Here is a 15302-nt window from a genome sequence, read left to right on the forward strand (position 1 = left end):
GGCCAAGCTTGTCGCCCTGGCGGCGGCCCTGCTGCCGTCGGCCGCAACACTTCCCCTGATCGGCCGCCTGCAGCGCCGCAGCAGCGATCCCTGCCCCTGCGGTTCAGGCAAGACCTTCAAGGAATGCCGCCGCCTTGGCCATCGCGCGGTGACGACGGCAGGCCCCTGAGGGGCAAGCTCAAGGCGAGCGAAAGCACGCAACTGGTCACTGCGCATAGAGCAGCAACACCAAGAGCGGACAAACGCTGCCAAGCCGCCCCCTCGCGAATTCCATCAGGCGCACGCAAAACAGCGAGAAACAGAGCCTTACCGCGAAGAAATGCAGACGCTGAATGGGCAAACGGCGCGGGCATGAGGCATCAAATTGCGCTCAATCCGCCTGTCCTTCACGCGACCGATATGTGCGCCCGAGGATCCTCAAGTGGCAGCAGATACAAGCCGACAGCACGAGGACAAATAGCAAGGTTCCGAGCGGTGAATAAGATAGCGGCAGGAAAGACCAGTCGCCCCGCAGCAATTGCGGCAATGAGAAGCTGGAAATGCCGGCGTGCGCCACGGCCGCCCGCCCCATGGTCAGGCCGGTCGCGATCAGCGCGACATGCGCATGAATGAAACCTGACCGCAGGTATCGCTGAGGCTGCAAGGCAAGTTGAATACCGAAGAGGGACGCAAGTATCAGCAGTGCGAAAGCGATCCAGATTCCCACTCCAGGTACCGCAAAAAGCAGGTAGATGGGCTCACGCATGATTGGAAGGATCGTCATATAAAGCCACCAGGCGGAGGCGCTCGAGGGAGAATATTCCAAGAGCAGCATGCTGATGAGGAAGACCGACGCTGTCGCATAAGCCAAGGATGGCCCCAGTCGCACCAGCGTGAGTAGAGCGGTCCGCATATGACAATTCGTCCTTTGGCTTACGGTCACGTGATGACCGACAGGAACAATATAGGTGACGTTCGATTAATTTTTACTCTACGAAACACAATCCGCGAAGCGCGTCTTTTGAATCCTGCGCATCCAAAAACTGGCTCATTTTGCCTCACAACCGGCTGCGCAATTGTCGCTATTTTGCGACTGGTTCCCTAAATTATTGAGTTATTAGCTTTTTTTCAAGAAGATTTCTCGTGGACACATCCGAATGCTTGGCTAGGATGCCTGAAAAATCGGGGGATCAAATTGCAGATGTTGCAGGTTAGAGCTCAGATCAGCTGCATTGCATTCCTGCTTGCGAGCGGAGCGGTCCTGGTCGGATGCCAGTCGTCCGGCCTAGATAGCCTGGCTGCCTACGGCGATAGCGCAAAGACCATCGAGGATGATTCGGCCGTCGCCTTTTACAAGAACGACGAACTGATCACCACTGGCAAGCTGCAGTTCCAGGAAAAGAACTACGGAAAATCATACGCCATTTACAAGCGCGCGGTTAACGTCTTTCCCGAAGATCCTGCCGCCTGGCTCGGCTTTGCCGCCTCTGCGGACATGGTCGGCCGCTTCGATACTTCCGACCGCGCTTACCGGGAACTCGCAAGGATGATCGGCAAGACGCCGGTCTACTACAACAACATCGGGTACTCGCACCTCTTGCGTGGCGACCTTCCCAATGCCAGGCGGTACTTTCTGAAAGCCTACGAACTCGATCCCGCAAACGAGGTGACTGCCCGGAACCTCGAATTGTTGAAGAACAGCACGAAATTCGCACAACGGTGATAGGCTTTCGCCAATCCGGGCTCCCAGTCGACACTCCGTCGACAGACTGGCATCGTTGCCAAACCGGCAAGTACAACCACGATCTGCATCGCCGGGGTCTGCATCGTTGATTTCGGTTGGGTCGCCGCTTACTGCACCTTCCGGAGTATGAGCTTCCCTTCCGGTGAGACCGTTCGCTCGTAGCGAGGCAGGTTGTCGACCGAAACACCCTGAGCATCGATGGACGTTAAACTTCCATCCGGGCTCTGATTTCCAGCCGGCGGGGCAGCGGTTGATGGCGCGAAAAACTGGGTCGGTTCCTTGCCAGGCGCACTCAGTACCAAAGCTCCGCTAGCGCGCGAAGCAAACGAACCGGAGCGCATCCGTTCATTCATGATGGAAATCGTCTTTTGCAAGCTTTCAGTCTGCTGGCGGATGACTGCCACGTCATCAGCCTTTGCATTTCCTGCAAAAATGCGCCCCTGCTTGTCTACCTGTGCCTTCAGTCCATCGATCGACCTCTTGAGCGCGACAATCGTCTCGCGGCTCTCGCGCAGATCCCCTGCGTTCTTGGCAGTATAGATCAGAATGCCTGCGTTGATCGGCAAAAGCATCACGACCATGGCGATGAGCGGCCCGTTTCTCGGGTGCCTCTGCTCTCCGGTCGTTCGCACAACGCGCTGCCTTGCCTCGTCCACTTCGGCGTCGAGATTCGGGATGCTGGTCATTCGCTTTTCTCCCCGCTCGTCATCAGGTCATTGTTTCAGGTATTCCTCAATAACGCTGGCAACTCATTCCAGAGCAAACACCCCTTCCCAGGCCCGTTCCAGCATATCGAGAGAGGCGACCTTAGGCATCCCATTGAATTCGCAGTAAGACCCGACGAAGTCGAGAAGATACTTCGGATGATAGCAGGATGCCAGCATGGCGCCGTGGTACTTGCGATCATAAAAAACGTTCAGATCGATACCACTGAGATCTATCGCCGCGCCGCCGGCATACGACTTGAAAATCTGGATATATTCGTCGCGCGACGGGTTGTTCACGAAGATCTTGTACTTCAGGCGCCTCAGGCCAGCCTCGTCGGAAAGGTCCTTCGGGGCGATATTCGTCGAAAAGACGACCAGCTCGTCGAATGGCACCTTGAACTTCTTGCCGGTGTGCAGCGTCAAAAAGTCGTATCCGCGCTCAAGCGGCACGATCCAGCGATTGATAAGCGCTTGCGGCGCCACCTGCTGGCGCCCGAAGTCGTCGATGATGAAGACGCCACCGGTTGCCTTCAGATGCACCGGCGCTTCGTAGACATTTGGTCCTTCGTTGAAGGTGAGATCGAGCAGGTCGAGGGTTAATTCCCCGCCGGTCTTGACCACAGGACGACGGCATTCGATCCATCGCTGATCGGCCTTCGGATAGGGTTTTGCGTCGGCCCCGGCTACGGGTTGATGCACAGCTTCGTCAAAGAAGCTGATGACATGGCCGCCAACCTCGATGGCATGGGGCACAAAGATCGTTTGGCGAAACAGTTGCGACGTGCGCTCAGCAATGCTCGTCTTTCCGTTTCCGGGCGGTCCGTAAAGCAGGATGGAGAGACCCGAGTTCATCGCCGGACCGAGTTTTTCGACCAGCGAATCTGAAAGCACCAGCCCTTCAAGGCTCTCGATCAGCCGCTCTGGGGTCACGCGCTCGTCATGGATGGATTGCAAACCCACTTGGCGGCAAAAAGCGTCCAACGATACCGGCGCCGGCCCGACATACTGGGATTGACGCGACGCCGCGCGGGCATATTCGAAGCCATTGGTGGAAAGCGTATAGCGAATATCGGATCTCACATCCTCACCGGCCAGGCCACGAGCCTCCAGGAATGCGAGCTTCACAAGTTCCTTGATCAGGATATTGGCCAGCACTTTCGGCAATTTCATGCGATCGGCCAGGTGAGATGCCGTGATTGTATCCTGCTCGGCCGCACATTTTGCCGCCAGCCTGAGCAGGAACGACGGTTCCAGGCCAGTCTCCTCTAGGCTTGCCGGAGCCATCGGCATCCGTGGATCGAGGGGTACTACGACATCTTGACGATTCTGTTCGGGCGAATACTGCATACGGACCTCGCTTGGTTCAGCCGCCGGGTTTCAAGCCGACGAGAATACTGACGACACGGATGACAATGGGCACGAGTACGATGATCAGGCTCACCGGAAACAGGAAGGCTCCGAGCGGCAGCAGCATTTTGATCGGCAGGGCGTTGGCCTTTTCCTCGGCCCGTACGACGCGAAGATCGCGCATTTCCTTGCTGTAGACCCGCAGCGTCTGCGTAACGCTCGTTCCGAGTTCCTCCGATTGGCGGAACAGTACCGAAAGCGCCCGCGCCTCATCTATCCGCAATCGTGTCGCAAGATTGGCCAATGCATCGCGCAAGCGGCGCCCGCCGCGCACTTCCAGCATCATGATCGAGAGATGCAGGCCGAAGTCCTGCTGCTTGTCGACGAATTCCCGGGCAACGCGGTTGGCCGCCGCCTCAATGCTCATCCCCGCATCGAGGCAGACGATCAGCATGTCCATGAAGTCGGGAAAGAGCCGGCGATACTCCCGCTCCTTGGCGCCGCCGCGCCGGTCGATATAGATGTTGACTAGAATAAAGGTTACGCCGGCGGCAAACATGGCGATAACCAGGGTAGCGATCCGCGACATCTCGGGCACGAAGCGATTGAACGCCCAGACCGCCGCGACAAAGACGCCGATACAGATCAGCGCGCGAATCACCTGGAAGATGGTCACTGAGCTGGCATCGAAAAATCCCGCGCGGATCAGCCGGTTCTGGGTGGAGTTCTGATTCGTATCACGCCTGGTAATCTCGAAATAGCGACGAATCAGGCGGTTTTCCGCCTCGCCAAGATCGGCAATCGTCGTATCGCCAAGTTGGAATTCCCCACCTGCTGCCGTTGTGGCCTCCGACAGCCGCGCCCCGACCTCGCGCCGCCGAAAAACCAGTTCCGATGCCGCTGCTGCAAATATCAGCACTGAAAAGAAGACGATGAAGTAAATTCCATATTCACTCGACATGACGGCCTCAGTACTCGAAGTTGACCAGCTTGTAGAGAATGACATTCCCGACTGCCATGAGGGCCAGCAGCACGCACACCACGATGGTTCCGTGGCCGCTTTCCCAGAGGGGATCGAAGTAGGTCGGCGACAGCGCCTTGATCATCCCGTAGAGCAGAAACGGGTAGATCGACATGAAGATTGCCGTGATGCGCCCTTCCGAAGAGATTGCCTTGACCTTTGCCTTCAGCATCGTCCGGTCGCGCAGTGTCTTCGACAGGTTCTGCAGGATTTCGACCAGATTCCCGCCGGTTCCAGCCTGTACACTCAGCGATATTGCGAGCAGGTTTAGATCCTCGACGCCCACCCGGTCGGCCAGGTTGATGAGGGCGTCGTCGAGCGTCACACCATAGGTGAGTTCGTCCGAGAGGAGGCCGAACTCGCTACCGATCGGATCAGGCATTTCGCGCGCCACCAGAGCAATCGCCGCAGGCAGCGGGTGGCCGGCAGCCAGGCTGCGGTTGGCGACATCGAGCGCTTCGGGAAGCTTCAGTGCGAATTTTCGCATGCGTCTTGCCCGGGTGCGCCAGACGACGAGCACAGGGATGAGAAGGCAGATCAGGAGAAAGATTGGTACCCTGACCAGATTGCTCGGCACCAGAAACTGAACGACCAGCCATATTAAAGGTGCGCCGGCGATCGCGAAGAGGCCAAATCGTCTGGCATCGAACTTGATGCCGGACTGGACGTAGAACTGCCGCATTCGCTGCACCAACGGGATTTGCCGCCAGCTACTGTCGGCACCGCGCTCCTTCAACATGTCGCGATAGGTCTTACGATGATCGTCGCTGACATTGAGCAGGCTCAGCCGATGGTTTACAGCGCGGTGACGCTCGGACGTCCTGAAATAGCCGCGCACGATCGCTTCGACGGCAACGAGGGCCGCGATGAATACGGCCGCGTAAAGCAGGATCAGGTTCATGGTTCAACGGGCCCCGTCTGCAGCGGTCTGCCAGGCTCGAAGATCATCGCAGGGATCTCGATTCCGAGTTCGGCAAATTCCTCGATGAAGCGCGGCCGGATGCCCGTGGCGCGGAATTCCCCGCGGATCCGCCCGTCGTCATCGGTGCCGGTCTTCTTGAATCTCATGATCTCCTGCATCTGCACGACTTCACCCTCCATGCCGGTGATCTCGGAAATCGAGACGATCTTGCGGCTGCCGTCGCTCAAGCGCTGAACCTGCACGATAATCGTGATGGCGGACGAGATCTGCGAGCGAATGCTCAGCTGCGACATCGGCATCCCTGCCATGCCGACCATCTGTTCAAGCCGGCCGACGGCGTCGCGGGGCGTGTTGGCGTGAATGGTCGTCATCGACCCTTCGTGCCCGGTATTCATCGCCTGCAGCATGTCGAAGGCCTCGTCGCCGCGTACTTCGCCGACGATGATACGGTCCGGACGCATACGCAGCGCGTTTTTCAAAAGTTCGCGCTGACGAATTTCGTTGCGCCCGTCGAGCGTCGGCGGCCGAGTTTCCAGCCGGCCGACATGTGGTTGCTGCAACTGGAGTTCGGCCGCGTCCTCGATGGTGATCAGACGCTCCTTCGGAGAAATTTGCGACGAGAGCGCGTTGAGCAAGGTGGTTTTGCCAGAACCCGTGCCGCCCGAAATGACCATGGACACCTTGCCCCTGACTGCGGCGCTAAGAAGGATGCGCATCGCATTGGCCATGGCGCCATATTCCACGAGGCGCTCCATCGTCAGCGGCTTTCGGGTGAATTTTCTGATAGAAACGAGCGGTCCGTCGACCGAGATCGGCCTAATGGCGACGTTAACACGCGAGCCATCCTTGAGGCGTGCATCGACCATCGGAGTCGATTCGTCGACACGGCGGCCGACCGCCGAAACGATCTTGTTGATCACCCGCAGCAGATGGTCCTCGTCCTTGAAACGCACGGCGGTGCTTTCGAGCCTGCCGCCCCGCTCCACATAGACGCTGTCGTGGCCGTTGATGAGAATGTCGGCAATCGTGTCGTCGCTCAGTAGCGGCTCGATCGGTCCCAGCCCGAGCATCTCGTCGGTGATATCGCGGACCAGATCATTGATTTCCTTGGCATTGAGCGGAAAGTTGTTACGCCGGATATAGTCTTTGACCAGCGGCCTGATCTCAGTTGCAATCTCCTCGTTGTCGAGAGTGTCGAGAATGCCCAGGTTGATACGATCGAGAAGGTAGCGATGCAGATTGACCCGCTCCGACACCATGTCCGGCCCGAGCGAAGCTTCTTCGACAGGCACCGTCGCTTCGCCGGACGGCGGTTGCCGGGCCGGGACCTGCGGAACCGCGCCGGCTAGAGACAGTTCGATCGCCTCCGGATGCTCCCGGTTTTCCGGTTCCCGCTGCTTGTAGAAACGCCCGATGATTCCGTTAGTCATGCCTTTCACCCCCGACTATTTTACAATGACCGTGGAACCGATCTTCACGCGCTCATAGAGATCGATGACATCGGCGTTGCTCATGCGGAAGCAGCCCGACGAGGCGAAACCGCCGACCGTCAACTGCTCGTTCGTCCCATGAATTCGGTAAAGCGTGTCGGTGTTACCCTTGTAGAGATAGATTCCGCGGGCGCCCAAGGGATTAAACGGCCCTGGAGGTACAAGGTCTGGAAGTTGCGGCGAGCGCGCCTTCATCTCGGCCGGTGGCCGCCAGTCGGGCCACTCTGATTTGCGCCCGACCTTCACGACGCCGCTCCAGCGAAATCCGTCGCGACCGACACCGATTTTATAGCGGATCGCCCGATTTCCGGAGACGACGAGGTCGAGCGTCTGGTTCCCGCTGACGATGACGATCGTCCCTGCTGCGTAGCTTTGCTCGATGGTCACCATGGCTCCCGTCCTCGGTCCGAGGCTTCGCGGCACAAGCCCCCCTGCAGCGGCATCCGCGACAGCTATCGCGAAAACCGCAAGACCAAGAATGGCGGCGCAGGCCCTTATGCGCCGACGGTCGATCGTCTTCATCGCACCAGTGCTCCGAGTTTTCCGACCGCCCTGCAGAAGCGCGCTCGGGAATTCACTTCCACCGGCAGCACCCCGCGGTTGACCGCCTCATTTAAGGTATCCCAATCATCCGCGATCACGTGAGTGGGGATCTCCCTGAATATCTTGTCCGTTTGCTGCCGGCGCACCCCGAGGCCGAAAAGCTTGGTGCGGTATTTGTTGATGACGATGAATATTTGATCCGAATTGCCGCGCAGCCGAACCAGATTGGCGAACAGGTCCTTGGCTTGCGAAAGCGCGGGAATCGTCATTTCGGTCACGATGCAGACACTGTTGACGGAACTGAGCACATCGTACTTCCACGGCGTATCGTAGTAGGGAATGTCGATGACGGTGTGATCGCTCTCGAAGGCGGCTACGTCCAGCATCCGCAGCACCAGTTCGGAGCCCCTCGGTGTCAGAAGGACGGACGGCTGCTTGAAGGACAGCAGCGAAAAGCCGCCCGAATGACGCTTGCGGACCAGATCGATGAATTCCAGATCAACCCGGGAAGGGTTGGCGATGACCGGTTTCAGGTCGTAGTCGTTGACAAGGTTAAGATAGTAGCCGAGCGCCCCCGATGAAAAATCCATGTCGAACAGATTGACCCGCGGCCCGTAATTCTTGGTCGGCTGGGCAAGCACATGCGCCAGCGACGAAGCGATCACGCTGGCGCCCGCACCGCCCACGGCCGAAACCACGGCATGGACCCGGCTGTCGCTTGCCCCGATGCCGGGCGCGTGGGTCGAGATCATGTCGATCAACGCTCGGCGCTCGAGGGGCTTCTTCAACCAATCTTTGCCGTTCAGGCGAAAGAGCAGCCGCAGCATATCGTCCGGTAGATCTTGGGAAACGACAACGAGCGGAACGTCCCGATGGCTGGTGCGGAACGCGAACAGTTCCGGACGGTGAAGTAATTCGCCGTCGTCAACGTCGAGAACAATCAGGTCGAACTGCGTCGAATCGAACCGTCCTTTTTCGCCAAGCGCCTGCAGTGCCACATGGCGCACATCGTAACGCGACAGCGCACCGAACACATCGAGCATGAGGCTTGCGGCCGCAGCATCGTCGGAAAGGACTAATATCTTGGTGGATGCGGCAATGTTGATGTGAGCTGTCATTTCGCTTTCCTACGCAATATTCAAGGAGTCAGCAGGTCGAACAAGTCTTGAGGTCTTCCGTGGTGATCGTCACCGGATGGGCTGGAATGACGATGTCGTTGATCCCGAGCAGTGCCCCGAGGACTGGCAGATCGAAGGTGACGTCGCGCACCTCCAGCCGCATCGTCAGCACCGGCCCGTCCGGTCGGCCCCAGTAGCCGAGTCCCGAGCGCTGGTAGGTCACCATCAGATTCTGGGGCTTTATCCGCCAGTTGAAGTCGCAAATGCCAGGGTGGGGGTCACCCGGCACGCTGCAGAGTCCATCGTTCCCCAGGACGATCCGGTTCAATGCCGCCGTGCAGTTTGCAAGAGCCGGTCCGCAGGTTGAGGCAATCGCCGCATCGTTCGGCGCGGCCTTGCCGTTGTCGAGTGGATCGGCGGCTTCGATCGGGAAAACGGCATCGAAATTCGTTGTCAGCGGATCGGATACTGCAGCCAGGCGGGCGCCATATTGCAGTGCCTTGACCGTCTGGTTCCACTGCGCCATCGCATAGCCAAACTCGACGAAGGCGGAAAACACCAGCATAACGATCGGAAAGGTCAGCAGCCCCTCGGTGAGGCTGACGCCACGGGTATCTTGCCAGAACGCTCCAAATGTCCGAAAGGTCACCATCCGATATACTTCTCTTCATGGAAGGAACTGATGGTGATGGCATCGATTCCGAGCCAGTCGAACAGAGGCGAAGTCTGGTAGAGGTGAGCGGTAGAAATAGTGATGTTCCCATCGGCATCGGGCGCCGCGATGGTGATGTCCGCAGGGTCCTTCCAACCCGGCACGCGGGGTTTGGCGTCCGCTGCAGGAGTTTGCGTTCCAAAAAAGGCGATCGTCTTAGCCGTTGTCTGATTGCATGTCGGCGCGTAGGTCCCCGACGCCGGCCGACAGCGCGACAAGTAACGCCCGGCATCGCGCAGGCCTGCGTCGATCTGCATCCGCTCCCAGAAAATGTTGCCGAACTCGAGAATACCGGCGGCGAACAGCGTCACAAAGGGCACCGCCACCAGCGCTTCGGCCAGTACCGCTCCCTCCTGCCTTGACCAGAACCCGAGACCAAGGCCTTGCCGGACGAAATTGCGGAGCGCCATCATCATCGGACGAGTTCCGCTTCTTCGCGCAGGAACTCATCGAGCGTACCGCGTCCGCCCTTGCCGGTTATGTCGATCATTTCGAGCGAGAGATATCGCTCACCGGCATCCTTGATCGCCGGCTTTGTCAGGAACATCCGGGCAAAGGCGACCGCGCGGGTGGCCTTATGGCCGTTCAGATGGCCAACGGACTGCTCGTAGCCGCAGTTTACGATGGCAGAGAAGATCTCGCGGCGATCGCCATATTCGGCCGCCGTATAGGCCGCGAGATCAGGCCCGCTGTAGCACTGGCCGCCTGTGGCAGGCGTCCCCGTCTCGCCGTTCGCCGAGGCATGGCTGATGAGCGCCGGATTGGTGAGTTCGTAGCGGTAGACGTCGTAGGCGGAGGGCTGGGATGGTGTACCGGCTGCCTGCTGCGGATAACTGGAGTGGCCGCTTAAGATCGTGCTTGTTGAGGGAGCGGCCGTTCCCTGAGCAACGTTCCAGTATGTCGTATACTGCCAGTTGTTGCCGCTGCTGATCTTGCCGCCGGAGAGGGAGTTCATGGCCGCTCCGTAGCCTAGCGGCAAAGCCTGGGCGGGATCGCCGACAATGTCTTCGACTTTTACCGGATCGTATGTATCGCATCCCTTGCCGCCCTTTCCGGTTATCGTTTGTGCAGAGCGCACGTTTTGGGCTGGACGATAACGATAATCGCCCTTCACTTTATTGAACGACGAGGAGTAGTAGCCGAAGCGCGTATTCACGCCGTCTTCGACCGGCCCCGCCTTTGCACCGGTCTCGGTATCGAGGCTGTCACGTGTATAGCAGGTACCGGGATTACCGGTGGCAAGAGCCTCCGCCAGCACGGACGCCCCGTTACCCAAGGGAGTTCGCAAAAACCCGAAATTGCCAGGACCGGGGTTGGATGCCGAGGTGCTGTGAAGCTCGATTTGCACGCCATAGAGATTGCCGGCCGCAAAATTGGTGTGTAAAGCCTCTGCCGCATCTTCGCTTGCAGTCTCGCTCGTGTTCCCAACGGGCTCGAACGGATTGCAGATAAACATCGGCGTCACGTCGCAGGCGCTCACCCGGTAGACCGCCACGGCATCCGCCGAGACATTCACTGTGTCACGCGTGAAGCCGACTGGTATCGGGAAGATCGTCTGCATCGCCTGTTCTTTGGCGATAACCCAGGCATAGGAGGCTTCATTGGAGTTCTCCGCCTCCATCGTGTCAAGGTCGATGTCGTCGTCATCCTGATCCGGTATGCTCTTGAGATATCTAACAATAACGGTGCTCCCGGCATCGTTTCCCGGATCATAGCTCACCGTTACGTACGAGCCGAGCGACATGCCGTTTCCGCCGCCGGAAAAAGCTGCACTGTTGGCAATTTTCTCGATTGCCGCGTCCGCCCGGTCGATCGCATCGTCGCGGCCGTCGAGTTCGCGGGCTCCGGCGAGCGCCATCGCATCGACGGCGGCCTGCAGGTCGGTATGCAGATTGCCGCTACGGCCTACATCGATGACCAGCAGCGAAAAGCCGAGAAGCAGCGGCATGGCGACGAGCGTCAAGGCGATGACGTAGCCATGATGGTCATTCCAGAACCGTCGGATAACCCTGCTAAGCATTGGCATACCCCCATCGCGGCGCTATCGCCGTGACGTCCGTGTTTTGTGCGTCTTTTCCTTCCGGCGCTGCCGCCGTTCATGCCGTTCGATAGTTACCTGCCGAGGGCTGCCCCACCGGCCGTTCCATTGGCCGCCATGGCCGGAACCGGCTGCACGATAACCGACCCGCCGTTCTGGTAATCGGTGACCACCCTGCGGATCACTTTGCCGTCGCTGGCGATACGAGTTCGCTGCGCTTGCGGCGGGAACGGGTCCTGCGTATGTATGGCCTTGTTGGCTTCCACGGCGTTCCCGAGCCCGAAGGTGATCGAGTCGCGATGGTTCATGTAGTCGGCGCAGCCGGAAAGGAGGCTGGCGACGATAAGGACGAGAAGCGCGCGCTTATCTTTTTGCGACAGCAAGTTGGCCTCCCTTGTCCAGATCGAGACGATGGCCATAGGGGCCCTTCACACCTTCGCCGTTGCGAAAGCGCCGCAGCATGTCCTTGTCCACTTCCAGTATACCGAGCGCGAACAGCTCCGCGTCGTTCGACGAACGTGTCTGGTCGAGCGGACTGTAGAGGTCCTCGCCTGGCGAGGCCGGCCGCACGATATGCGGTGTGACGACGATGACGAGGTCGGATTCCTTTTTCTGGAAACTCGTCGAGCGGAACAGCGCGCCGAGAATCGGTATCTGCCCGAGACCCGGCAATTGCTGGATGTCCTTGGCATTGATTGACTGCAAAAGCCCCGCCATTGCGAAGCTCTGCCCGTCGCGCAGCGCCACCGTGGTGCTGGCAGCGCGCGAGATGAAGCCCGGATTGCCGTTGACGTTGATCGATGTATCGAGCTCGGAGACTTCCGGCTCGATCTGCAGATTAATGAGGCCGTCATCGAGAACCACCGGCTTGAAAGTCAGCCGCACGCCGAAGGGACGATAATCGGTCTGGGTGGCGACGGTCGCGCCGTTTGTCGTCGTCGTCAGGATCGGTACCTCGCCGCCTGCATGGAAGCTGGCGGTCGAGCCGCTCATGGCGATCAGGTTCGGCTGCGCCAGTCGGCGCACCACACCTTTCTGCTCGAGCGCGTTGATCACCACGTCAATTTGGCCGCCCGAGATTTCCAGCACCTTTGCGATTAGTTGGCCGAAGGGCTGCATACCCGTCGCTGCGCCCTTGGGGTCGAGCAGGGTGCGGACGAGGCTGCCGTCGTCCACTCCGATGCCCTGGCTGGTCGTTGCCTTGCCGATGCCGTTGTTGCCCTGTCCGGACCAACCAATCCCGAGGTCACGGCCCGTCTGGCGCGAGGCTTCGATGACACGTACCTCCAGCATCACCTGCTGGCTGTCGCTGACCTTGAGCTGGTTTAGCACCGGCCGCTCGGAATAGGATTGGGCAATTTCAATCACCCGCTGCAATTCCACGGCATCACGGACGATGCCGGTCACGCGGATGCGATCGTTGGAGTTGAATACCCTAACCCGGGCCGAGGGCGCGGCGGAGCGGATTGCGAGGGCCGCCTCGCTGAAATCGCTGGCGACACGGACGTCGATGACGCCGAGCAATCTCTTGCTGTCGTCATAGACCGAGATATTGGTTGCGCCGATCTGCTTGGCGCGGATGAACAGCGACCGGTCTGACAGCGGCACCACGTCGATCATATCGGCGCTGCCGATGACGAGATCGCCGAACGTCTGGCCGGTATTGAGCGTCAGCGTCTCGTTTGGAGGCAGCGTGACCTGCTGGACCGATCCGCCGAGCGTCACGAACTTTTCCTGTGCGTCGGCGCGTCCGGCAAAGCCTGGCCCCCAGCACACAAAGGCCGAAAACACTGCAACTAGTGCCGCAAGGCTTCTTGACCCTGCATTTCCCTTCTTGCCACACCTCGACATGCCTGCCTTCACCCCCCTCGTTCGGCCGCCGCGCTTGTTGCGGGCATCCCGCATCTATCTCACTGGATCAGGCCGACTCTGTGCTCCTCGCGCTTCGTCGTGTTCCATACGCCCACAGTTGCCCACTTTGGCTCAATCGGCAATACCGGTTCGACAATGCTTTCGACAATCTGGACTTGTTTTTCCCGCTCTGGCGTCTCCGCCAGATCCTTGCCGAGTTCGGTCGCTATCGGGCCGCCACCAAGGTCGGCGACGGTGATCTGCCGCGTCTCTTCGATAGAGGACGAGGCGATGTTGCGAAGCGTCAGCGACAGCGTGCCGATTGTGGCGCCGAGCGTGAGGCGCTGCGCCTCGTCGGTCGTCACCTCGAAGGTCACGGTTTTCACCACGGAAGGCTCGTCCTTGCGCTCGTCCGCGGTCTGGTCTACGGCCAGCACCTTGACCCCCTGCAGCAGCACGTCGACAAAGGTTTGGTCGTTGCCGGCCTTGCCGCGCACGAGCCGCGTCAAAAGCACGTCGACGCGGTCGGACGGCCGCACAAAGCCCGCGACACCGAGCACGTCGTTGACGCGGATGGAAACCGCCTTCATGCCCTGGTCGAGCGCCGCCGACAGCGTGGCACGCTCGCCGGCACCGGTGATTTTCGAGGAAAGCACCGGCTCGCCCGGATCGATCGCCGCCATCGCATAGCGCGGCTGGGCATCGTCGCCGACTACGGCATCGATGCTTGCGAACGAGCCTGTGGGTGTTTCGTTTGAGGGCCAGGGAATGGCCTTGAGATTTTCGGGGCGGATCCGGTCGCCGAAGCGCATTGGCTTGGCGGCGACAACCAATGACTTTTCTTGCGTCTTGGTGCGGCCCATCGCCAGCAGGCGGGCCTGCTGATCGGCGAGATACTCGCGCATTCCAAACACCGCTGCTCCTGCGAGCACGAAAGCAATAACGAGACTGAAAATCGTTGAAGAACGCATCACCGCTACTCGCTACACTGGGTGAGATACTTCCATCTAAGATGGCTAATTTAGAAGAGAGGCGTTAACAAAACCCCTCTCTCCAGCTCAAAAAACGCTGCTCAGGAAGCAGCTGAGGTGCATCAACCCTCCTCGCCGCCGCCGCCCGCAGCCGGTGCTTCGAGGTTTTGAGCCTGGAACCAAGTCGCCCACGATGACCACGCCGTGTTGAGTTCCTCGCCGATCAGGACAACTGATGCAACAACTCCGCCGACCAGCAAACCAAGCAGAATAAGATATTCAGTCAGTGCGACGCCGTCTTCTTCCCGCGCGAAAGCGCGTACGCTATTTACAAGTGCTTTCATCGAGAATTACCTCCAGATTACTTGGCTCGCCGTCATTCCCCCGGCACCGCCTCTTGCCGTCGAGACCACCCCTCCGACTAGATATATTAATAATCTGTTAATTCTAATTTAGTCAATTAGAGATAACGAATACGAATCGACGCGTATAGTTTATGGTTAAGATGCGACTCGACAAAACTCGTCATTAAAACCGTCCCATCGCGGCCCGCATCGGCTCTAGAGCTAGACTTATGTAGATTATCTTCGCCAATAGGGTTAGGTGGCATGACACAAATAGTCAGCTTTACTACGTGGCTTTCAGTATTGCTTTTTCTTTACGCCGGGTGGACCGATTTCCGAACATGGAAGATCCCAAACACACTCGTCCTCGCGCTCGTGACCCTGTATGCGCTGCGCGCCGCGGCCGTGATGCTTGGCTCCGAGGATGTCGGCGCGACGCTGTTTGCCTCTACTGGGATCGGCGGCGATGTCGGTGCCGGCCTGCTGATGTTCGCGCTCGGTGTCGTGCTCTGGGC

At 59.1% G+C, this 15302-nt stretch carries 17 protein-coding genes and 1 pseudogene; 3 read left to right on the forward strand and 15 right to left on the reverse strand.

All coding sequences use genetic code 11. The features are described 5' to 3' along the window. Positions 1 to 169 (forward strand): SEC-C metal-binding domain-containing protein (locus tag C9413_RS13960; RefSeq protein WP_170250563.1); only part of this gene is annotated, 169 nt, incomplete at its 5' end. Between the two features lie 201 nt (positions 170 to 370). Here the strand turns inward: C9413_RS13960 and C9413_RS13965 are convergent. Further along, positions 371 to 892: a hypothetical protein gene (locus tag C9413_RS13965; RefSeq protein WP_039843816.1), complete on the reverse strand. Its 522-nt coding sequence runs from the start codon at positions 890 to 892 to the stop codon at positions 371 to 373. A 288-nt stretch (positions 893 to 1180) separates the two neighbouring features. Here C9413_RS13965 and C9413_RS13970 point away from each other — a divergent pair, with 288 nt between their 5' ends. Further along, positions 1181 to 1702 carry a tetratricopeptide repeat protein gene (locus tag C9413_RS13970; RefSeq protein ID WP_039843817.1) on the forward strand — a complete coding sequence of 174 codons (522 nt, stop codon included), beginning with the start codon at positions 1181 to 1183 and terminating at the stop codon, positions 1700 to 1702. A gap of 128 nt (positions 1703 to 1830) precedes the next feature. On the opposite strand, the gene C9413_RS13975 is transcribed toward C9413_RS13970, so the two are convergent. From C9413_RS13975 to C9413_RS14040, 14 genes are all read right to left on the reverse strand, one after another. Next, positions 1831 to 2409: a hypothetical protein gene (locus C9413_RS13975; RefSeq protein ID WP_039843818.1), complete on the reverse strand. Its 579-nt coding sequence runs from the start codon at positions 2407 to 2409 to the stop codon at positions 1831 to 1833. Between the two features lie 63 nt (positions 2410 to 2472). Then, on the reverse strand, positions 2473 to 3777 hold the full coding sequence (locus C9413_RS13980; RefSeq protein WP_039843819.1) for an ATPase AAA: 1305 nt from the start codon (positions 3775 to 3777) through the stop codon (positions 2473 to 2475). Between the two features lie 16 nt (positions 3778 to 3793). Next, positions 3794 to 4738, reverse strand: a complete 945-nt coding sequence (locus tag C9413_RS13985; protein WP_039843820.1) for a type II secretion system F family protein — start codon at positions 4736 to 4738, stop codon at positions 3794 to 3796. Between the two features lie 7 nt (positions 4739 to 4745). Continuing rightward, positions 4746 to 5699, reverse strand: a complete 954-nt coding sequence (locus C9413_RS13990) for a type II secretion system F family protein (protein ID WP_039843821.1) — start codon at positions 5697 to 5699, stop codon at positions 4746 to 4748. Next, complete coding sequence (locus tag C9413_RS13995) at positions 5696 to 7150, reverse strand: CpaF family protein (RefSeq protein ID WP_039843822.1); 1455 nt, start codon at positions 7148 to 7150, stop codon at positions 5696 to 5698. Before C9413_RS13995 ends, C9413_RS13990 begins: the two co-directional genes overlap by 4 nt. Positions 7151 to 7165: 15 nt before the next feature. After that, a complete protein-coding gene (locus tag C9413_RS14000) occupies positions 7166 to 7732 on the reverse strand; it encodes a L,D-transpeptidase (RefSeq protein ID WP_039843823.1) in 567 nt (188 codons plus the stop codon). Then, positions 7729 to 8871, reverse strand: coding sequence for a pilus assembly protein (locus tag C9413_RS14005; RefSeq protein WP_170250564.1), 1143 nt, complete (start codon positions 8869 to 8871; stop codon positions 7729 to 7731). The genes C9413_RS14000 and C9413_RS14005 overlap by 4 nt, the downstream gene beginning before the upstream one ends. Before the next feature lie 28 nt (positions 8872 to 8899). Then, a complete protein-coding gene (locus tag C9413_RS14010) occupies positions 8900 to 9523 on the reverse strand; it encodes a TadE/TadG family type IV pilus assembly protein (RefSeq protein WP_039843825.1) in 624 nt (207 codons plus the stop codon). Continuing rightward, complete coding sequence (locus C9413_RS14015; RefSeq protein ID WP_039846601.1) at positions 9517 to 9996, reverse strand: TadE/TadG family type IV pilus assembly protein; 480 nt, start codon at positions 9994 to 9996, stop codon at positions 9517 to 9519. The genes C9413_RS14010 and C9413_RS14015 overlap by 7 nt, the downstream gene beginning before the upstream one ends. Continuing rightward, positions 9996 to 11603 carry a Tad domain-containing protein gene (locus C9413_RS14020; RefSeq protein ID WP_039843826.1) on the reverse strand — a complete coding sequence of 536 codons (1608 nt, stop codon included), beginning with the start codon at positions 11601 to 11603 and terminating at the stop codon, positions 9996 to 9998. The genes C9413_RS14015 and C9413_RS14020 overlap by 1 nt, the downstream gene beginning before the upstream one ends. A 92-nt stretch (positions 11604 to 11695) precedes the next feature. Further along, on the reverse strand, positions 11696 to 12001 hold the full coding sequence (locus tag C9413_RS14025) for a hypothetical protein (RefSeq protein ID WP_039846602.1): 306 nt from the start codon (positions 11999 to 12001) through the stop codon (positions 11696 to 11698). After that, positions 11985 to 13472, reverse strand: a complete 1488-nt coding sequence (locus C9413_RS14030) for a type II and III secretion system protein family protein (protein ID WP_039846603.1) — start codon at positions 13470 to 13472, stop codon at positions 11985 to 11987. Before C9413_RS14030 ends, C9413_RS14025 begins: the two co-directional genes overlap by 17 nt. Before the next feature lie 59 nt (positions 13473 to 13531). Next, a complete protein-coding gene (gene cpaB, locus C9413_RS14035) occupies positions 13532 to 14443 on the reverse strand; it encodes a Flp pilus assembly protein CpaB (RefSeq protein WP_039843827.1) in 912 nt (303 codons plus the stop codon). 122 nt (positions 14444 to 14565) lie between these two features. Then, entirely contained in the window at positions 14566 to 14787 is a 222-nt protein-coding gene (locus C9413_RS14040) for a hypothetical protein (RefSeq protein WP_039843828.1), read from the reverse strand. A gap of 264 nt (positions 14788 to 15051) precedes the next feature. On the opposite strand from C9413_RS14040, the pseudogene C9413_RS14045 reads away from it, so the two are divergent. After that, positions 15052 to 15302, forward strand: a pseudogene (locus C9413_RS14045) (pilus assembly protein CpaA); the annotation flags it as partial.

This window comes from Rhizobium sp. SEMIA 4085, from assembly GCF_013004495.1.
Classification (GTDB): Bacteria; Pseudomonadota; Alphaproteobacteria; order Rhizobiales; family Rhizobiaceae; genus Rhizobium; species Rhizobium gallicum.